The organism is Massilia sp. MS-15 (genome assembly GCF_020176695.1).
Classification (GTDB): domain Bacteria; phylum Pseudomonadota; class Gammaproteobacteria; order Burkholderiales; family Burkholderiaceae_D; genus Telluria; species Telluria hydrophila.
On record NZ_JAIWIA010000038.1, the window covers coordinates 31,105 to 50,499 of the forward strand.

At 71.3% G+C, this 19,395-nt stretch carries 16 protein-coding genes; 12 read left to right on the forward strand and 4 right to left on the reverse strand.

Annotation, left to right across the window (positions count from 1 at the left end; translation table 11 throughout):
* Window positions 1-147 precede the first annotated feature (147 nt).
* From LCI23_RS15390 to LCI23_RS15405, 4 genes are all read left to right on the forward strand, one after another.
* Entirely contained in the window at window positions 148-585 is a 438-nt protein-coding gene (locus tag LCI23_RS15390) for a universal stress protein (protein ID WP_224947323.1), read from the forward strand.
* A gap of 11 nt (window positions 586-596) precedes the next feature.
* Complete coding sequence (locus LCI23_RS15395) at window positions 597-1,052, forward strand: universal stress protein (protein WP_224947324.1); 456 nt, start codon at window positions 597-599, stop codon at window positions 1,050-1,052.
* Between the two features lie 72 nt (window positions 1,053-1,124).
* On the forward strand, window positions 1,125-2,255 hold the full coding sequence (locus LCI23_RS15400) for a GGDEF domain-containing protein (RefSeq protein ID WP_224947325.1): 1,131 nt from the start codon (window positions 1,125-1,127) through the stop codon (window positions 2,253-2,255).
* Window positions 2,252-4,816 (forward strand): cation-translocating P-type ATPase, encoded by a 2,565-nt coding sequence (locus LCI23_RS15405; RefSeq protein ID WP_224947326.1) that lies wholly within the window; start codon window positions 2,252-2,254, stop codon window positions 4,814-4,816. The genes LCI23_RS15400 and LCI23_RS15405 overlap by 4 nt, the downstream gene beginning before the upstream one ends.
* Here the strand turns inward: LCI23_RS15405 and LCI23_RS15410 are convergent, their stop codons facing one another.
* Both LCI23_RS15410 and LCI23_RS15415 read right to left on the reverse strand, forming a co-directional pair.
* The gene (locus LCI23_RS15410) at window positions 4,817-5,404 is read right to left on the reverse strand and encodes an NAD(P)H-dependent oxidoreductase (protein WP_224947327.1); all 588 of its coding nucleotides are present in this window, start codon (window positions 5,402-5,404) and stop codon (window positions 4,817-4,819) included.
* The gene (locus tag LCI23_RS15415; protein WP_224947328.1) at window positions 5,404-8,097 is read right to left on the reverse strand and encodes a bifunctional acetate--CoA ligase family protein/GNAT family N-acetyltransferase; all 2,694 of its coding nucleotides are present in this window, start codon (window positions 8,095-8,097) and stop codon (window positions 5,404-5,406) included. The genes LCI23_RS15410 and LCI23_RS15415 overlap by 1 nt, the downstream gene beginning before the upstream one ends.
* 231 nt (window positions 8,098-8,328) lie before the next feature.
* On the opposite strand from LCI23_RS15415, the gene LCI23_RS15420 reads away from it, so the two are divergent.
* The 3 genes from LCI23_RS15420 to LCI23_RS15430 are packed head-to-tail and all read left to right on the forward strand — an operon-like array spanning window position 8,329 to window position 10,777.
* On the forward strand, window positions 8,329-8,802 hold the full coding sequence (locus LCI23_RS15420) for a hypothetical protein (protein WP_224947329.1): 474 nt from the start codon (window positions 8,329-8,331) through the stop codon (window positions 8,800-8,802).
* 40 nt (window positions 8,803-8,842) lie between these two features.
* Window positions 8,843-9,679, forward strand: coding sequence for a universal stress protein (locus LCI23_RS15425; RefSeq protein ID WP_224947330.1), 837 nt, complete (start codon window positions 8,843-8,845; stop codon window positions 9,677-9,679).
* Between the two features lie 42 nt (window positions 9,680-9,721).
* On the forward strand, window positions 9,722-10,777 hold the full coding sequence (locus LCI23_RS15430; RefSeq protein WP_224947331.1) for an NAD(P)-dependent alcohol dehydrogenase: 1,056 nt from the start codon (window positions 9,722-9,724) through the stop codon (window positions 10,775-10,777).
* 6 nt (window positions 10,778-10,783) lie between these two features.
* On the opposite strand, the gene LCI23_RS15435 is transcribed toward LCI23_RS15430, so the two are convergent.
* Window positions 10,784-11,278, reverse strand: a complete 495-nt coding sequence (locus tag LCI23_RS15435) for a universal stress protein (RefSeq protein WP_224947332.1) — start codon at window positions 11,276-11,278, stop codon at window positions 10,784-10,786.
* Between the two features lie 122 nt (window positions 11,279-11,400).
* Between LCI23_RS15435 and LCI23_RS15440 the strand changes: the two genes are divergently transcribed.
* From LCI23_RS15440 to LCI23_RS15450, 3 genes are read left to right on the forward strand one after another with little or no spacing between them, the layout of a single operon-like run.
* Window positions 11,401-12,480, forward strand: coding sequence for an HlyD family secretion protein (locus tag LCI23_RS15440; protein ID WP_374041181.1), 1,080 nt, complete (start codon window positions 11,401-11,403; stop codon window positions 12,478-12,480).
* Window positions 12,477-15,221 carry a ribosome-associated ATPase/putative transporter RbbA gene (gene rbbA, locus LCI23_RS15445; protein ID WP_224947333.1) on the forward strand — a complete coding sequence of 915 codons (2,745 nt, stop codon included), beginning with the start codon at window positions 12,477-12,479 and terminating at the stop codon, window positions 15,219-15,221. Before LCI23_RS15440 ends, rbbA begins: the two co-directional genes overlap by 4 nt.
* A gap of 1 nt (window position 15,222) precedes the next feature.
* The gene (locus LCI23_RS15450) at window positions 15,223-16,347 is read left to right on the forward strand and encodes an ABC transporter permease (RefSeq protein WP_224947334.1); all 1,125 of its coding nucleotides are present in this window, start codon (window positions 15,223-15,225) and stop codon (window positions 16,345-16,347) included.
* Between the two features lie 14 nt (window positions 16,348-16,361).
* Here LCI23_RS15450 and LCI23_RS15455 read toward each other — a convergent pair whose 3' ends face one another.
* Window positions 16,362-17,072 carry a lipid-binding SYLF domain-containing protein gene (locus tag LCI23_RS15455; protein ID WP_224947335.1) on the reverse strand — a complete coding sequence of 237 codons (711 nt, stop codon included), beginning with the start codon at window positions 17,070-17,072 and terminating at the stop codon, window positions 16,362-16,364.
* A 254-nt stretch (window positions 17,073-17,326) separates the two neighbouring features.
* On the opposite strand from LCI23_RS15455, the gene LCI23_RS15460 reads away from it, so the two are divergent.
* Both LCI23_RS15460 and LCI23_RS15465 read left to right on the forward strand, forming a co-directional pair.
* Window positions 17,327-17,974, forward strand: coding sequence for a thermostable hemolysin (locus LCI23_RS15460; RefSeq protein ID WP_224947336.1), 648 nt, complete (start codon window positions 17,327-17,329; stop codon window positions 17,972-17,974).
* Entirely contained in the window at window positions 17,919-19,394 is a 1,476-nt protein-coding gene (locus LCI23_RS15465; protein ID WP_224947337.1) for an AMP-binding protein, read from the forward strand. Before LCI23_RS15460 ends, LCI23_RS15465 begins: the two co-directional genes overlap by 56 nt.
* Window position 19,395: the final 1 nt, after the last annotated feature.

Below are 19,395 nucleotides of genomic sequence, written 5' to 3' on the forward strand. Positions count from 1 at the left end.
GTATCGCGCTCGCATGTCGATCGCAACCTGTTGTGTTGCCCATTTGTTCCGCAGGTCCCGACACCAGGCGCGTCGGCGGACACCATCCTGTACACCGCTGCGCCGAAGCCGCCTGAACCCTCGTTGTTCATTTTTCGGAGGTGACCAATGTACAAGCGTATCCTGCTGCCGACCGACGGGTCGGAAGCATCCCGGCGCGCCATCCAGAGCGCCATCGATTTCGCCCGCGCCACCGGTGCCGAACTGGTGGCGATGACGGCCACGCCCGAGTTCCACACCCTGACCACCGATAGCGACATGCTCGAGCAGACGCCCGAAGGGTATGCCCAGGCAAGCCAGGCGCGCGGCCAGCGCCTGCTGGACGAGGTGCTGGCCGCCGCGCGCGATGCTGGCGTGCCCTGTACCGGCGTGCAAGTGGTGTCGGACGAACCTTATGAGGCTATCATTGCCAGTGCGCGCCAGCACATGTGCGACCTGATCGTGATGGCCTCGCACGGCCGGCGCGGCATCAAGGGATTGCTGCTTGGCAGCGAAACCCAGAAAGTGCTGGTCCACAGCGCGATTCCGGTGCTGGTGCACCGCTGAACGGAGGAAATATGTACCAACGCATTCTGGTGCCGACCGACGGCTCGCCCGTCTCCGAAGCGGCGGTCGACACGGCCATCGCGTTTGCACGGGGGCAGGGCAGCGCCATCGTGGCGCTTTCCGTCGCCGTACCCGTGCCCGCCTTCCAGTCGGTCGAAGGCGCCATCGCCTACGATCCGGGCCCGCAGGCCGAGGCGCTGCTGGAGCACGCGCGGGGATGCGTGGATGCCATCGCCGCGCGGGCCGGCAAGGCGGGCGTTCCCTGCACCACGCTGACCTGCAATGCGCTCGACGCCGCCAGGGCGATCATCGACACCGCGGACGAGCAGCGCTGCGACCTGATCGTCATGGGCTCGCACGGTCGGCATGGCCTGAGCCGCCTGCTGGCGGGCAGCGTGACCCAGGCCGTGCTGCACTATGCGCCGATGGCCGTGATGGTGCTGCGCCCACCACCGCTGCCCGGCTGACGAGGCAGACCGGTGCGAGCGGGAAAGCAGTCGCCGGCGCCTTTCTGGCCCAGGATCCCCGCGCAGGCTGCCATGCCCGAGCCGGGCTCCTGGCGCCGCCTGCTCGGCCAGGCGGCCGCGCTATCCGGCAGACTGTCTCCTGAGGACGAGCGCGAGTTCGGGCAGGCGCTCGACCGTGGCTTGTCCGACGCCTTGCCGGCTTTCGGCATCGCATTCGGGTGCGGCGTCCTGTTGTTCAGCGCCTGGGACTACTGGATCGCGCCGGAACACGCCGCCACCACCGCCTCGCTGCGCCTCGCGCTGGTGCTGGCGGGCGCACTCGGCTACCTGCGCTGGGGGGGGCGCATTCCGGTGGCCTGGCGCTGCAGGCTGGTTTACACCACCCATGTCGGCGCGATGATCCTCAGCGCCAGCCTGCTGCCGGATGGGCTGGTGCTGGCCCTGCCGGCGATCACCGGTACGATGTTTCCGCTCGCCCTGGTCGAGCCGCGCCTGTCACGCCTGGCGGCCCTGGTCGCCCCGCCGGCCCTGCTGTTCGCGGTGGTGGGCGCCGCAGTGCTGCCACAAGCGGTGTTCGCCAGCTGCCTGCTGGTGTATGCCGCCATGTGCGGCCTGCTGGCGGCGGTTGCGCTGTTCCAGGGGCGCCTGCTGCGCAAGGATTTCATGGCCGAGCGCGCGCTGGCCTATTCGGCGCGCCACGACAGCCTGTGCGGCGTGCTGGCGCGCGGCTATCTGCTGGAGCTGGCCAGCCACGACATCGCGCTGGCGCGCCGCTACGGCCATCCGCTGGCGATCGCCATGGTCGATATCGACCATTTCAAGCGGGTCAACGATACCTGGGGCCATCCGGCCGGCGACACGCTCCTGTGCGCGGTCAGCAGGGCGTGCGCCGGCGCGCTGCGCGCCAGCGACTATTTCGGGCGGGTCGGCGGCGAGGAATTCGTCTGCGTGATGCCCGAAACCGGCGAAACCAAGGCCCTGGCCTGCGCCGAGCGCATGCGCCTGGCGGTGGCAGCGCTGCGGGTGGCCACGCCCGCTGCGACGCTCAGCTGCACGGTCAGCATCGGCGTTGCCCGGCTGGCGCCCGAGCATGGCGACATCCTTGCGCTGCTTGCCGATGCCGATGCGGCGCTGTACCGGGCCAAGGAGGGCGGACGCGATCGCGTCGAACTGGCCGCGCCGGCCATGCCGGACGGCGCATGAAACGCGACCCGGGCGCCGTTCCGTCCGGCCTGGACAGCGGGGAGGCAGCGCGCCGTCTCGCGCGCGACGGCCCCAACGCCTTGCCCGACAGTGGCCGCCGGCGCTGGCCCCGCATCGCCGCCGACGCCGCGCGCGAGCCCATGCACGCGTTGATGGTGGGCGCCGCGCTGCTCTACCTGCTGCTGGGCGAACCGCTCGAAGGCGGGTTCCTGTTTGCCGTGGTTGGCGTGATGGTGGCGATGACGCTGTACCAGGAGGGGCGCACCCAGCGCGCGCTGCAGGCCTTGCGCGCGCTCGGTGCGCCGATGGCCCTGGCATGGCGCGATGGCCGTGCGCAGCGGATACCGGCTGGCGCGCTGGTCGCGGGCGACCTGGTCGAGCTTGGGGAGGGGGACCGGGTACCGGCCGATGGCCTGCTGCTGGCGGCGTCCGGACTGCAGGTCGACGAATCGCTGTTGACCGGCGAGTCGGTCCCGGTCGGCAAGATCGCGGCCACGAAGGATGATAATGAAGCGCGCGCCCCCGCGCCCGGCGGCGCCGACCTGCCATGGGTGTTTTCCGGCACCCTGGTGGTGCAGGGGCACGGCCTGGCCCGGATCCGCGCCACCGGCGCACGCAGCGAAATCGGCCGCATCGGTGCCGCGCTGGGGCGGCTGGCGCCGCCGCCCGGGCGCTTGCGGCGCGAAACCACGGCGCTGGCGCGCCGCTTCGCGCTGCTCGGAGGGCTCGTCAGTGCGGCCCTGGTCGTGCTGCTGGTCGCGCGCGGCGCCGAGCCGGTCCAGGCCCTGCTGGCCGGTATCGCCCTGGCGATGTCGATGTTGCCGGGCGAATTTCCGGTGATCCTGACTGTCTTTCCGGCCATCGGTGCCTGGCGTCTCGCGCGCAGCCAGGTCCTGACCCGGCGCCTGGCGGCGATCGAGATCCTGGGCTCGACCTCGGCCCTGTGCGTCGACAAGACGGGAACCCTGACCGAAAACCGGCTGGCGGTGGCGCGCCTGTGGCGCGCTGGCGTCCTCCACCATGCCACCGCGGGCGCCGCGCTGGCGCCGCCCCCGCGCGAATTGCTGGCCTGCGCGCTGCGCGCCCGCCGCGCCCTCGGCAGCGCCCCGAGGGATGGGGCATTCTGGCGCGGGGCCGGCCCGGCGCTGCCCGGTGGAGGCGCGTTGCCGGCCGGCTGGACGCTGGTCCACGAATACGGGCTGACGCCGGCGCGGCGCGCGCTGGTGCACGTGTGGGACGAGGGCGACGGCAGGCTGCTGGCCGCCGCCAAGGGGGCGCCCGAGACCGTGGTGGCGCTGTGCCGGCTGGACCCGGCGCAGCGCGCAGCGGCGCTGGACGCGGCCGCCGCCATGGCCGTGGACGGACTGCGCCTGCTGGCGGTGGCGCAGGCGCGCCTGCCGGCCGGCACCGCGCGCTGGCCCGCCGATCCGGCCGCCTTCGACTTCGAACTGCTCGGCCTGGCCGCGCTGGCCGACCCCTTGCGTGCCGATATCCCGGCTGCCGTCGGCGCCTGCCGCACCGCCGGCCTGCGCGTGCTGATGATCACCGGCGACCATGCCGGGACCGCGCGCGCGATCGCCCGCCAGGCGGGCCTGGCGGCGGATGGGCCGGGGGCGGTCCTCTCCGGCGCCGAGATCGCCACCCTCGACGACGCCGCGCTGGCGCGCCGCCTCGATGGCGTCGGCGTGTGCGCGCGCATCGCGCCCGAGCAGAAGCTGCGCATCGTCCAGGCCCTGCAGCGGCAGGGCGCCGTGGTCGCCATGACGGGCGACGGCGTCAACGATGCGCCGGCGCTGCGCGCCGCCGACGTCGGCGTCGCCATGGGCCTGCGCGGCACCGACGTCGCGCGCGAGGCCGCCGAACTGACCCTGCTCGACGATCGCTTCAGCTCGCTGGTCGAGGCGATCGCGGCGGGGCGCCGGATCTTCGGCAACATGCGCAAGTCGATGCGCTATGTGATGGCGGCGCATGTGCCGATCGCCGGCATGGCCTTGCTGCCGGCCCTGCTCGGCTGGCCAATCCTGCTGTACCCGCTCCACATCGTGTTCCTGGAGCTGGTCATCACCCCGGCCTGCTCGGTGGCGTTCGAGAACGAGCCGGCGGAAGCCGACCTGATGCGAAGGCCACCGCGCCCGCCAGGCGACGTCCTGTTCGGCGGCAGGGCGATCGCCAGCGCGCTGCTGCAGGGCATCTGGCTGCTGTGCCTGCTCGGGGCGCTGTATGGCTGGGCGCTGGCGTGGCTGCAGGAGCCCGAGGCGCGTGCTACCGCCTTCGTCGGACTGGTGCTCGGCAACCTGGCGCTGCTGGTGTCGAACCGGCAGGGCCACGGCGTCATCCGCATCTTGCGGACCGGGAATCCGGTGTTCTGGGGCATCGTCGGCGTGGCGCTGCTGTTGCTGGGGCTCGCGGTCTGGTTGCCGGCGCTGGCGGGGCTCCTTAGCCTGGCGCCCCCGCCGGCGTCGGCGCTGGCGGCGACCGGCGGCGTGGCGCTGCTGGCCCTCGGCGGACTCGAGTTGCGCAAATGGAAGGTATGGCAGCCCTGGCGCCACCCGACGGCGTGATCAGGCCGCCCGCGTACCGACCTGGTACAAGCGAGCGCGCCAGGCGGCGACGCGGCGCGGCGGCATCGCGCCGGCCATCCCCACGACCGTCGTGGCCACTGGCCGGATGCCGGCGAATTGCAGGATGTTGCGGCGCAGGAGCTGCAGGCCATGGGCGCGGTAGAACCAGCGGTACAGGGGAGCTGGCATCCCCATGGTGACGACGACGCGTGCGCTGCGCCCGGCCAGCAGGCCGGAGCGTAGTGGATTGCCGGGTTCGCGTGCGATCGCGAAGCCGGGGCGCAGCACCTGCTCCAGGAAACCCTTCAGGCGCGCCGGCATGTCGCCCAGCCAGAGCGGATAGATCAGGAGCAGGTGCTGCGCGCGCGCTATCGCTTCCTGCGCCGGCAACAGCACGGCGGGCACGGCGCCATCCTGCCAGTCGGCCGGGTCCGACAACAGCGGAAATGCCAGCTGCGCCGGTTCGAACGTCTCGACAAGGTGTCCGGCCGCGCGGGCGCCCTCGGCATAAGCCTCGGCCAGCGCATGGCACAGGTGCCGCTGGCTGGAATCGGGATGCCCCTGGATGATCAGGATGCGCTTGCCCATCACGGCGTCCGGGGCAAGGAAAGTTGCATCCTGACGCTGCCGTCGGCTTCGCTCCCGAGCACGAAGCCAAGGCTGGCCGCGAGCGCATGCATGCGCGTGTTCCCGCCCAGCGCCACCCCTTCGACCAGGGGGACCCGGCGCGCCACGCAGTAGTCGAGCAGGCAGGACATCAAGAGATGGCCCAGGCCGCGGCCCTGCAGGTCGGAGCGCACCGTCACCGCAAACTCCCCGCGCAGGTCGTCGGGATCGAAGCAGATCCGCGCCACGCCCAGGGTTTCCGGGCCGCCCGGGGCCGGCCTGGTCGCGATGAAGGCCATTTCGCGCGCGTAGTCGATCTGGGTGAAACGCGCCAGCTGCTGTGGCGACAGGTCGCGCATCATGCCGAACATGCGCATGTGCACGTCCTGCGGGCTGAGGGCGCGGAAGAATGCCAGGTGGGCCGGCGCGTCCTCGGGGCGGATCGGGCGGATCGTCAGGGGACCGAGGCTGCTGTCGACCTGGCGTTCGAGCGCATCGGGGTAAGGCAGGATCGCCAGCCGCGCGCTGCCGTCATTCCCCGCGGGCAGGGGTTCGAGCCGCATGCGCGCGTCCAGGGCCACCACGCCGTCGGCGTCGGCCAGCAGCGGATTGATGTCGAGCTCGACAAGTTCGGGCAGGTCGGCCGCCATCTGGCCTACGCGTACCAGCGTGTCGTACAGGGCGTCGTGATCGGCCGCCGGGCGTCCGCGAAATCCTGCCAGCAGCCGCGCCACCCGCGTGCGCCGGACCAGGTCGGCGGCCAGTACCCGGTTCAGGGGTGGCAGGCCGACCGCCTGGTCGGCCGTGACTTCGACCGCGATGCCGCCCTGGCCGAACAGCACGACGGGACCGAACACCGGATCGGTACTGATCCCGACGATCAGTTCCAGCGCCAGCGGCCGGCGTACCATCGGCTGCACCGTGAAGCCGTCGATGCGGGCCTGGGGGCGCAGGGTGCGTACCCGCGCCAGCATCGCGTCCAGCGCGGCGCCGAGCGCCTGCTCATCGGCCAGGTCGAGGGCGACACCGCCGACGTCGGTCTTGTGCGCGATGTCCGGCGACAGGACCTTGAGCGCAACGGGAAAGCCCATGCGGCGCGCGACCGCCAGCGCGCCGGCCCGGTCCACGGCGGCTTCGGTGGCCACGGTCGGGATGCCGTAGGCCGCCAGCAAGGCCTTGGTGTCGCGTTCGCCGATCTGGCGCGCGCCGGCCGCCAGCAAGGCATCGATCCGGGCGCGCGCGGCGCGCCGGTCCGGCACCGGCAGCTCACCGGCGCCGGGCGCCTGGGTCAGCACGGCCTGGTTGCGGCGGTAGTCGACCAGTTGCAGGAAGGCCTTCACCGCCTCTTCTGGCGTATCGAACACCGGTACGCCGGCCTCGATGCACAGGCGGCGCGCTTCCTGGACGCTGGGGCCGCCCATCCAGCAGCACAGCACCGGGCGCGGCGCCCCGACCGCCAGGGGCAGCAGGGCGCGCGCGATGTCGGCGCCCGGGACGATGGCGGTAGGGGCGTGGATCAGCAGCACGGCATCGAAGCCGGGAGCATCCAGCAGCGCCTGCAGCGCCGCATGGTAGCGCGCGGCCGGGGCGTCGCCGACAATGTCCACCGGATTGCCATGCGACCAGAGTGGCGGCAGGACGGCCTCCAGGCGCTCCAGGGTGGCGGGACCTAGCGGCGCCAGTTCGCCGCCAGCGGCGAGCAGGGCGTCGGCAGCCATCACGCCGGGGCCGCCGCCGTTGGTCAGGATCGCCAGTCGCGCGCCGCCTGGTACGCGTGCGCGCGCCAGCATCGCGACCGCATCGAACAGCTCGGCAGTCGTGTCCACCCGCAGCATGCCGGCGCGCCGGATCGCGGCGTCGTAGACCAGGTCGGAGCCGGCCAGTGCGCCGGTATGGCTGAAGGCGGCATGCGCCGCACCGGCCGCGCGGCCCGACTTCACCACCAGGGTCGGCTTGCCACGCGCCGCGCCGCGCGCCGCGCTCATGAACTTGCGCGCCTGGCGCACGCTTTCGACGTACAGCAGGATGGCGTCGGTATCCGGGTCGGCCGCCAGCCAGTCGAGCAGGTCGCCGAAATCGACGTCGCTGCCGTCGCCCAGGGAGACGAAGCAGGAAAAGCCGATGCGGCGGGCCGCCGCCCAGTCGAGCACGGCGGTGACGAGGGCGCCCGACTGGGCCACGAAGGCGAGCCGTCCCGGCAGGGCGCCGCCGGGAGCGAAGCTGGCGTTCAGGCCGATGCCCGGCACCAGCATCCCGACGCAGTTCGGGCCAAGGATACGCAGCAGCCAGGGCCGGGCTGCATCGAGCATGGCCTGGCGCAGGCTGCGCGGCGGCGTGGCGCGGTCTTCCTCGTATAGGGCGTCCAGGCCGGCGCTGAGGACGATCGCGGCGCGGCATCCGGCCGCGCCGAGCGCCTCCACCAGGGCGGGCACGCTGCGGGCCGGGGTGCAGATCACGGCCAGATCCGGCACGCCTGGCAGTGCGCCGATGTGTGGCCAGGCCTGGCGGCCCCCGACCTGCGCGTGGCGCCGGTTGACCGGCCACAGGGCGCCACCGAACCCTCCCGCAACCAGGTTGCGCCATACCGTGGCGCCGACGCTGCCCGGGCGGTCGGACGCGCCGATCACCGCCACCGAGGCCGGACGGAACAGGTAGTGGAGGTTGCGGGTGCTCATCGGTTTCCTCGCCGTTGATCGTCAGCGCCACCCTAGCGAACTGAATCGATAATTCATTTGATCTGTATCAAAATTGAGCGGAAACTATCTGTTATGCAGCGTATGACCGCAAGTGTTTTGCGTCGCCAATGTCCGACATTGGCACATTTGATGTGGATCAAAGACGGGACGATGTGGACTGGGGAGACTGCCGGTTCGGTCCCCCATGTCCCTTCTCCTCGGGCGAGCATCATGACACGTGCTGTTCCTCTCTCTTCACAAGGCCCGCATGTCGTCGTGCGCGCGCTGGCCCAGGCGCGCACAGCGCTCCTCGGCCAGGTTCGCGCCGCGGCCGCCGCGCCGGACGCTTCCTTCCCGGCGGCCTTCGCGAGGCTGACTGACGCTGTTGAAGCCGCGTTCCGGCAGGAGGAGGCGCTGATGGAAGCGGCCGGGACGCCGGGCCTGCGCGAGCAGCGGCGCGACAACGCGCTGCTGCTGAATGCCTTGCACCATGCCGCGCCCCGGATCGAGGCGGGCGAGCTCGGCATCGGGCGCGAGGTGCTCGCCGCCTTGCCCGACCTGCTGTCGCTGCATCGCTTCTGCGCCCTGCGCGTGCTGGCGGGCGCGCGCCGCGCGGCGCTGACGCCGCAGCGGACCAAGGCCGCGGGCCAGGTCCCCCGACGCGCGCTGCCCGGTCTGCTGGGTCACCGCCGGCCTCGCGTTTAATCAATACAACAACATCGGTGCAAGGAAGGGGAGGTAGGCCATGAGTTACCGTACCATCGCCGTACACGTCGACGCGTCGCGGCACGCGCCGAAGCGCATCCAGGTCGCGGCCCGGCTGGCGCGCGACCACGACGCGCATCTGATCGGCGTTGCCGCGCTCGGTGTATCGCGCGAAGTGTTTCCTCATGGATATCAGGCGGCTCCCGGCAGCCTGGAAGCCAGCTACTTCGATCCCTTGCACGCCAAGGCCATGTGGTCGCTCGAGCGCTTCGCCGAAGCGGCCGGCGCGGCCGGGGTCGCGTTCGAGAAGCGGCTGGTCGCCGACCTGGCCAGCGAGGCGCTGGCGCTGGCCGGACGCTTCGCCGACCTGGTGGTGGTCAGCCAGGACGACCCGAGCGAAGCCCTGACCGACACCATCGGGCGCATTCCCGAATACGTGGCGCTTACCTGCGCCCGACCCGTCCTGGTCGTGCCCTGCGCCCCCGTTTCGCACGGCCCGGGCCGGCACGTGCTGGTCGCCTGGAACGGCAGCAAGGAAGCCGCGGCAGCCCTGTCGGCCGCGCTGCCCCTGATGCGGCGCGCGGTGCGCACGACGGTCGTCGCGTTCCGCCCGCGCGGCGATTGCGACCTGGGCGAGGCGGCGCACCAGGCGGACCTCGCCGCCTTTCTCTCGCGGCACGAGGTCCAGGCCGACATCCTGATCCTCGACCGCGACATCGACGGTGGACAGGCACTGCTCACGCTGGCCGCGCAGGAAGCCTACGACCTGCTGGTCATCGGCTGCTACGGCCATTCCCAGTTCCGTGAACTGATTCTCGGCGGCGTCACCCGCAAGGTGCTGCAGGACGCGACACTGTCGGTCCTGATGGCGCGCTGAGCGGTTCGTCGCGGCCGTGATGCGTCGCCACAGGAGGATGTGATGGAGATGATGAAAGCGGCAGTGTTTACCGGCCCCGGCCGGATCGCGCTGGAGCGCAAGCCGGTACCCCGTGCCGGACCGGGCGAAGCGGTCGTCAAGGTGAGCATGACCACGATCTGCGGTACCGACGTGCATATCCTGAAGGGTGAGTATCCGGTCGCTCCGGGCCTGACGGTGGGGCACGAGCCGGTCGGGACGATCGCCGAACTCGGACCGGGGGTGGAAGGCTATGCGCTCGGGCAGCGCGTGGTGGTGGGCGCGATCACGCCCTGCGGCCAGTGCCACCCTTGCCTGGAGGGGCACCAGTCCCAGTGCGGCGGGCACGCGATCGGCGGCTGGCGCTTCGGCAACACCATCGACGGTTGCCAGGCGGAATATGTGCTGGTGCCGTTTGCGATGGCGAACCTGGCGCCGGTGCCGGATGGGCTGAGCGACGAGCAGGTCCTGATGTGCCCCGACATCATGAGCACCGGTTTCGGTGGCGCCGAGAACGGGGCGATCCGCATTGGGGACACCGTGGCCGTGTTCGCGCAGGGGCCGATCGGCCTGTGCGCCACCGCAGGGGCCCGCCTGCGCGGAGCCAGCCGCATCATCGCGGTCGACAGCCTTCCCGAGCGCCTCGAGATGGCCCGGCGGCTGGGCGCCGACCACGTCATCGATTACCGCAGCACCGATCCGGTCGAGGCGATCCTGGAACTGACCGGCGGCCAGGGCGCGGACGTGACGATCGAGGCACTCGGCACCCAGCAGACCTTCGAGAGTTGCCTGCGCGCGCTGCGGCCAGGCGGCACCCTGTCGAGCCTGGGCGTGTACTCGGGCAAGCTGAGTTTGCCGGTGGACGCGTTCGCCGCCGGCCTGGGCGACCACCGCCTCGTGACCACCCTGTGCCCGGGCGGCAAGCACCGGATGCGGCGCCTGATGGACATCGTCGCGTCGGGACGCGTCGATTTGCGGCCCCTGGTGACGCACCGTTTTCCGCTCGACCGGATCGAGGAAGCCTACGAACTCTTCGCCAACCAGCGCGACGGTGTGCTGAAGGTGGCGATCGTTCCCTGAACCGTGTCAGGCCAGCGTCCCTTCGGTGAAGTCGGGCTGCGCGGCCTCATGCGGATCGCGCAGCAGCAACACCCGAATCGGGGAATTGGCCAGGACGTAGCCGGCCACGTCGCCCGTGAACATTCGATTGGCGTCGTTTGGTCCATGCGTTCCCATCACGATGAGGTCGCAGCCATGTTGCTCCGCCACACGGATGATCTCGGGTCCCGGCTTGGACGCCAGCGGGGTGGCGTAGTCACAGCTGACGCCGCTGCCGCGGGCGATGCGGCCGACGGTGTCGGCGTGGGCGCGGGCGGCGTGGCGGGCGCGCTCGAATTCCTCTTGTGCGGCCTGCGCGTCTGGCGCCGCGCCGTCGCTGTCGGGGGTGCGGAACTGTGGCTGCGCAACCGACACCACGACCACCCGTCCCGCGCCCGAACTGGCCAGCAAGACCCCCAGTTCAGCTGCACGGATGGCCAGGTCGGAGCCATCTGTGGCAATGCAGATGCGTTCGAGGAACATGATGAGTGCCCTTTGATCGTTGAAGAGCAAACAGCATTCAAGCTTCTTGCAGCGGATTCTTTGATGCACATCAAATTTGCTAGAGAAATGCCCTGCGCCTGCCCGTTCCGCTGCGAGACAGCATGAGTGTCCTGCGGGGATGGCGCCTCGGCGTACTTCTGATGCTGGCCGCCGTGCTGGTGCTGGGCGCTGCCTCGAAGCCGTGGTGGAAGGGGCGGCAAGCCGACCCCGGCCCGGGCTTTGTGAGCGGCAACGGCCGCATCGAGGCGACCGAGATCGACATCGCCACCCGGCTGCCGGGGCGTGTCGCCGAAGTCCTGGTGGACGAGGGCGACATGGTGGAAGCCGGACAGGTACTGGCGCGCATGGACCCGCATACCCTGCTGGCACAGCGGGCGGAAGCGGCCGCGCGCGCGCGCCAGGCGCGCGACGCGGTGGCCCAGGCCGAGGCCGGCCTCGCGATGCGCCGCGCCGATACGGCCGCCGCCGCGGCGAGCGTCGTGCAGCGCCTGAGCGAGCTCGATGCCGCACAACGGCGCCTGCGCCGCTCCACCACCCTGGCGCAGGCCGGCGCGGTGTCCTCCCAGGAGCTCGACGACGACACGGCGCGGGTGCGTGGCGTCGAGGCGGCGGTCACGGCGGCGTCCGCCCAGCGCGAGGCGGCCGGGGCGGCCGTCGAGGCGGCCCGCGCCCAGGTGGTCGAGGCGCGTTCGAGCGTCGAGGTGGCGCTTGCTGCCGCCGCCGGCATCGATGCCGACCTGCGCGAGCTGGAGTTGCGGGCGCCGCGCGCCGGCCGTATCCAGTACCGCGTGGCCGAGCCGGGCGAAGTGCTGCCCGGCGGCGGCACCGTGCTGAACCTGATCGACCTGAGCGACGCCTACATGAGCTTCTTCGTGCCCGAGGCCGCCGCGGGCCGGGTCGCGCTCGGCGCCGAGGTGCGCCTGCGCCTGGACGCCGCTCCCGGCTTCGTCGTGCCGGCCAGGGTCACCTACGTCGCCAGCGCTGCCCAGTTCACCCCGAAGTCAGTGGAAACGGCGAGCGAACGCGAGAAACTGATGTTCCGGGTCAAGGCCCAGGTCGACCGCCAGGTCTTGCTGCGCTACGCCGACTACGTCAAGGCCGGCGTGCCTGGCGTCGCCTGGATCAGGCTCGACGCACGCGCGCCGTGGCCGCCCTCCCTGGCCTTGCGGAGTGCGCCATGAGACCCGGGGACAGCGCCGTCGCGCGGGTCGACAACCTGGTGCTGCGCTACCGGCACGCCACCGCGCTGGACGGCATCACGCTCGCCCTGCCGGCCGGCGCCATGAGCGGCCTGATCGGGCCGGACGGCGTCGGGAAGTCGAGCCTGCTCGCGGTGCTGGCCGGCGCCCGCCGCTTCCATCATGGACGGGTCGAGGTATTGGGCGGCGACATGCGGCGGGCCGGCGTGCGCGTGCGCGCCAGTCCGCGCATCGCCTACATGCCGCAGGGGCTTGGGCGCAACCTCTATCCCTCGCTCACGGTCGAGGAAAACCTGCAGTTCTTTGCGCGCCTGTTCGGACCCGACAGCGGTGCGGCGCGCGCGCGCATCGAACTGCTGGCGCGCAGCACCGGCCTGTACGCTTTCATGGCGCGCCAGGCGGGCATGTTGTCGGGCGGCATGAAGCAGAAGCTGGGCTTATGCTGCGCCCTCATTCATGAGCCCGACCTATTAATCCTGGACGAGCCGACCACCGGGGTCGACCCGCTGGCCCGGGTCCAGTTCTGGGAACTGATCGCAGCCATACGGCGTGCGCGGCCGGACCTGAGCGTGCTGGTCGCCACGGCCTACATGGAAGAAGCGGAACGGATGGACTGGCTGGTGGCGCTCGATGCCGGCAGGGTGCTGGCCAGCGGGACGCCAGACGAACTGCTGACCCGGACCGGTTCCGACACGCTGGAGCAAGCCTTCGTGAGCCTGCTGCCACCAGCCCGGCGCGCCGGCTACGGGACCGCCCGGTCCGAGCGCATGGGCGCGCCACCGGCACTGGCGCAGCTTGGCCCTGCGGTCGAGGCCCGCGGCCTGTGGCGCCGCTTCGGCGAGTTTGTCGCCGTACGCGAGCTCAGCTTTCGCATCGCGCGTGGGGAAATCTTTGGCTTCATCGGGTCCAACGGCTGCGGCAAGAGCACCACCATGAAAATGCTCACGGGCCTGCTGGCGCCGAGTGGCGGGCAGGCCTGGGTACTGGGCCGGCCGGTCGACCCCCACGACCTGGCGGCGCGGCGCCGGGTCGGCTACATGTCGCAGGGCTTTTCGCTGTACCGGGAACTGAGTGTGCGCCAGAACCTGCTGCTGCACGCGCGCCTGTTCGACCTGCGCGGGGAAGCGGGGCGCCGCCGCTGCGCCGACCTGGCGCGCCGCTTCGGCCTGGAGCCCGTGCTCGACGCCATGCCCGATGCGCTGCCGCTGGGAATGCGCCAGCGCCTGTCGCTGGCGGTGGCCCTGGTCCATGGGCCGGAGCTGCTGATCCTCGACGAGCCGACCTCCGGTGTCGATCCGGTGGCGCGCGACGGCTTCTGGGCCGAAATGCAGGCGCTGTCGCGCCGGGACGGCGTGACGATCTTCATCTCGACCCACTTCATGAACGAAGCGGAACGTTGCGACCGGGTCGCCCTGATGCATGCCGGCCGGGTGCTGGCCTGCGGCACGCCCGCGGCGCTGCGGCGCGAACACGGCGCGGACAGTCTCGAGAGCGCGTTCGTCGCCTGCCTGCGCGAGGCGGATCCCGAGGCGGCCCTGCCGCCTCCGGTCCTGCCGCCACGCGGGGCGCGGGCCGCCGTGCGGCTGGGCTGGCTGCGGCGGACGGCGGCCTGCAGCCGGCGCGAGGCCCTGGAACTGTGGCGCGACCCGGTACGGGCCCTGCTGGCCACCTTCGGCTCGCTGCTTCTGATGGTCGTGATCGGCTATGGCCTCAACATGGATGTGGAAAACCTGCCGTACGCCGTGCTGGACCGCGACGATACTGCGCTCAGCCGCGACTACGCGCTCAACCTGGCTGGCTCGCGCTACTTCAGCGAGCGGCCGCCGCTGGCCGACTATGCCGCACTGGAGCGCCGCATGCGCTCGGGCGAGCTGGCCCTGGCGATCGAAATCCCGGCTGGTTTCGCGCGCGCCCTGCAGCGCGGCCGCCCGGTCGAGGTCGGCGCCTGGATCGATGGCGCCAATCCACCGCGCGCCGAGACGGCGGAAGGCTATGTGCGCGGCATGCACGCGCACTGGCTGCGCACCCGCGCCGCTCAAGCGGGTGCGCAGGGAAGGGAGGCCGTGGCAGGCGGCTCCACGGCCAGCGTCGAGACGCGCTTTCGCTACAATCCCGACGTGCGCAGCCTGCCGGCCATGGTGCCGGCCATCATCGCCTTGCTGCTGCTGAACCTGCCGGCAATGCAGGCAGCCCTGTCCGTGGTGCGCGAGAAGGAAATGGGCCCGATCGTCAACCTGTACGTCACGCCGCTGCGCCGCAGTGAATTCCTGCTCGGCAAGGCAGCGCCCTATATCGTGCTCGCGATGCTGAATTTCGCGCTGATGACGCTGGTTGCAGTGATGGCCCTCGGGGTGCCGCTCAAGGGCAGTGTGACGGCGCTGACCGGCGCCGCCTTCCTGTTCTGCGTCTGCGCGACCGGTATCGGGCTGCTGGCCTCGGCCTTCACCCGCAGCCAGATCGCGGCGATCTTCCTGACCATGATCGGCACCATGCTGCCCGCCATCCAGTTCGGCGGGCTGATCAACCCGGTGGCCGCGCTGGAAGGCGTGGGCCGCGTGATCGGCGAAAGCTACCCGGCCTCGCACATGCTGACCATCGCACGCGGCGTGTTCAACAAGGCGCTCGGCTGGAGCGAGCTGCGCGCCGAGCTGCTGGCGCTGCTGGCGGCCGTGCCGGTCATCCTCGGCCTGGCCATCCTGGCCCTGCCGCGCCAGGAGCGCTAGCGTGCGCCTGTCCTGGTACAAGATCTGGCGCCTGGGCGTCAAGGAGTGGTGGAGCCTGGCGCGCGACCCGGTCATGCTCGGTCTGATCGTCTACAGCTTCACCGCGGCCGTGTGGATCGCCGCGACGGCCCAACCCGACACCCTGAGCCGGGCCGCGCTCGCGATCGTCGACGAAGACGTCTCGCCGCTGTCCCTGCGCATCCGCCAGGCCTTCCTGGCCCCGCAGTTCATGGCGCCCGAGCAGATCGGGCTGGCGCAGCTCGATACGCGCCTGGACCGCGGCAGCGCCACGTTCGTGCTGGTGATCCCGGCCGGTTTCCAGCGCCGCGTGCTGGCCGGGCGTCCAGCCGCGCTCCAGCTGAACGTGGACGCGACCCGCATGAGCCAGGCGTTTGCCGGCAGCGGCTACATCGAACAGATCGCACTGGGCGAGGTGGCCGCCTTCATGCACGGGGTGCGCGCCGATGCATCCGCACGCGTCGCGCTGGTGGCGCGAGCCCGCTTCAACCCAACGCTCACGCCTTCCTGGTTTGGCGGCTTGATGGAACTGATCAACAACGTCACCATGCTGGCCGTGATCCTGAGCGGCGCCGCCCTCATCCGTGAGCGCGAGCATGGCACCGTGGAGCACCTGCTGGCGATGCCGGTGCGCGGCGCCGAAATCCTGCTGGCCAAATTGTGGTCGATGGCGACGGTCGTGCTGCTGGCAACGATGGTCGCGCTGCTGGTGGTCCTGCGCGGGCTGCTCGAGGTTGGTCTGCAGGGCTCGCTGCCCCTGTTCCTGCTCGGGGTGGCGCTGCACCTGTTCGCCACCACGTCGCTTGGCATCCTGATGGCCGCAAGCGCACGCGGCATGCCGCAGTTCGGCCTGCTGGTGATCCTGGCCATGCTGCCGCTGCAGATGCTGTCTGGCGCCACGACGCCGCGTGAGAGCATCCCTGCCGTACTGCGCGAACTGATGCTGCTGGCGCCAACCACCCATTTTGTCGAGCTGAGCCAGGCTATCCTGTTCCGTGGCGCCGGGTTCGAGGTGGTGTGGCGGCCCATGCTGGCCCTGCTGGCGATCGGCGCCGTACTGTCCGGGCTCGGCCTGGCGCGCTTCGGCGCGGCCTTGCGGCCGCGCTGAGCATGCCAGGTGCGCTACCTGTCCGGGGCCGAGACCGCTTCTGCGCGTTCGCCGAGCGCCGTGCGCAGGGGTTCCGCCTGCGGATCCTGCGGACTGCCGTCCAGCGCGTCGAGCGCGTTGACCGGCTTGCCGTAGTGAGCCTGGGTCAGGCGCTGGTTGTAGCGGATGTCATCGACCGCGATGGTCGCCGCATTGCCGAACAGGCCCTTGGCGCCGGACCAGGCCACGACGTCGCCACCCGTCGTGCCCTGCGCCATGCGTGCGTAGTTCACCACGGTGAGGCCCGCATCGGCCCTGAGCGAGAAGTTGTTGCGCTTGCGGACATGGTCGACCGCCTTCTGGTTCATGAGCAGCAGGGCGAAGGGGCCCGCCTCGCCCCCGGCCTGCAGGCCGATGCTGATGCCGCCGGTCGTGTAGAACGCCGGGTTCCCCCAGTGCCCGTCCCTGCGCCGCAGCACCAGCACGCCCGAACCGCTCCCGGCGCCGACCGCGGGACCAGCGTGGTCGCAGGCGGGCACGATATAGACGCCACGCGCGCTGCCGATCAAGGCCGCAAGTCCGGGAGCGCGGGACATGGTGTGCGCCACGCCGGCAGCATCGGCCAGGAGGCGCACGGCGGCTTGCCTGAGCTGGGCGCCGCTCTCCTGGCCGGCTGCAGCCGGACTGGATGCCAGCAGGATCGTGGCAAGGCGAGACAGGCCGGCGTGCTGGAACGCTGTGGACATGGTGTATCCCCCGTGTACCGGTTGTCGGGCAGCGGCGCGCGGCATGCCTGCGTGCGCTGACCGGGATCGTCTGTAGACAGTGTAGAAGCATATGTGGTCGAGGAACAGGTGCACACCTCGTGAGTCAGTCTGCAAGCTGGGCTGACCCGCCCCTGTCCCGCGGCCTGTCGAGGGTGCCGCACGCTTAATCTCGGGTTAATGTTCGCCGCATAGTCTTGTGCCATTGCAACACTCTGACCCAAAGGCACACGATCATGCTGAACGTCCTGGACCCGCTCGCGGCGGACATGCCGCCGGCGCGCAGCTGCCGGGCCCGCACCGCGCTCGAGCGCTTCGATCGCGGCGATCCGGGCCGCGCCGGACTGGAGGCATTCATCGCCGCCACTTTCCTGCGCAATTACGGCGCCCGCATCGCGCACTTCAGCGACACCCTGGTCGGCTGCCGCGATGCCGACGGCACCTGGACCGCCGCGCTCGGGTACTCGGTGGCCGGCGCAGCGCCCCTGTTCCTCGAGCACTACCTCGACGCCCCGATCGAGACCGAAGTCGGACGGCGCGTGGCGCGCCCGGTCGCGCGCGGCGACATCGTGGAGGTCGGCAACCTGGCCGCGACCCATCCCGGCGCGGCGCGCGCCCTGATCGTCGGCACCACCGCGCTGCTGCACGAACTCGGCCTGCGCATCGTGGTGTTCACGGCCACGACCAGCCTGCTCAATTCCTTCGGCCGCCTGCACCTGCGGCCGCAGCCCCTGGCCCTGGCCGACCCGGCGCGCCTGCCGGACGGCGGCGCGCAGTGGGGCAGCTATTACGACACCCATCCCCAGGTCATGTTTGGCGACATCCATTATGGTTATACAGAACTTGCTCGACTCGCTACCCGACTCCGCCGTCCTGCTGAGTGACGGCCAGCATTCGCTCGACCGTGCCGCGCTGGCACGGCGGATCGACGGCCTGTGCGCCGCGTTGCGCGCACGCGCCCGACCGGACGCTCCGGTCGGCATCCTGGCCGATAATTCCCCCGCCTGGCTAATGGTCGACCTCGCCACGCAGGCGCTCGGCCTCACGCTGGTGCCGCTGCCCCTGTTCTTCACCCCGCAGCAGTGGCTGCATGTGATCGCCGAAAGCGGTATCGGGGCGTTGTTCTGCGCCGACCCGGCCCAGGGCGCCGCATTGGGCTTCGAGGACGTGCGGGCCGTGCCAGCAGCCGGCGGCCCGCTGGCGCTGTGCGAGATGCGCCGTGCGCCCCGGGCGGTCGACCTGGCTGGCGTGCAAAAGCTCACCTTCACCTCGGGCACCACCTCGGCGCCGAAAGGCGTGTGCCTGTCGGCCGGGCAGCAATGGGAAGTGGCCGCCGCGCTGCGCGCCGGCGTTGCGCCGCTGGCACTGGAACGCCACCTGTGCCTGCTGCCTTTCGCGGTGCTGCTGGAGAACATCGCCGGACCGTACACCGCGCTGCTGAGCGGCGCGACCACGATCTGCCCGCCGCTGGCCGAAACAGGGATGCAGGGCGCCAGCGGCTTCGACCCGGTCGTCTGCCTCGACGCGATCGCCCGCTACGCGCCGCACAGCATCACCCTGGTGCCGCAGATGCTGCAGGCGCTGGTCGCCGCCAGCGCGCCGGACGACCCGCGCATCGCCAGCCTGCGCTTCGTCGCGGTTGGCGGCGGCAAGATGCCGCCCCAGCTCCTGGGCGCGGCCCGTGCGCGCGGCTTCCCTGTGTTCGAAGGTTATGGCTTGTCCGAATGCGCCTCGGTGGTGGCCCTGAACCTGCCCGGCGGCCAGCGCGACGGCAGCGTCGGCCGCCCGCTCGGACACCGGCGCGTGGCCATCGCCGAGGATGGCGAGATCCTGGTGCAGGGCTGCGCCGCGCGCTGCCTCGGGCAGCCGGCCCAGGAAGGGGAGTGGCTGGCCACGGGGGACCTCGGCCACATCGACGCCGACGGCTTCCTGTTCGTCGACGGCCGCAAGAAAGACATCCTGATCACCGGCTACGGCCGCAACGTCTCGCCCGAATGGCCGGAAGCGGCGCTGCTCGGCAGCGGTCCGATCGCCCAGGCGATGGTGGTCGGCGAAGCCCAGCCTTACCTTGGCGCGCTGCTGGTGCCGGCCCGGCCCGGGCTCACTCCGGCCCAGCTGCAGGAAGCCGTCGACCGCGCCAACGCGCAGCTGCCCGACTATGCGCAGCTCAGGCGCTGGCGCGCGGTTGCGCCCTTCACCCCGGCCGCCGGCCTGCTCACGCCCAACGGGCGCCTGCGCCGCGCCGCCATCCATAGCACCCATGCGAGCGACATCGCATCCCTGTTCGACCAACCGGAGTTCTGAC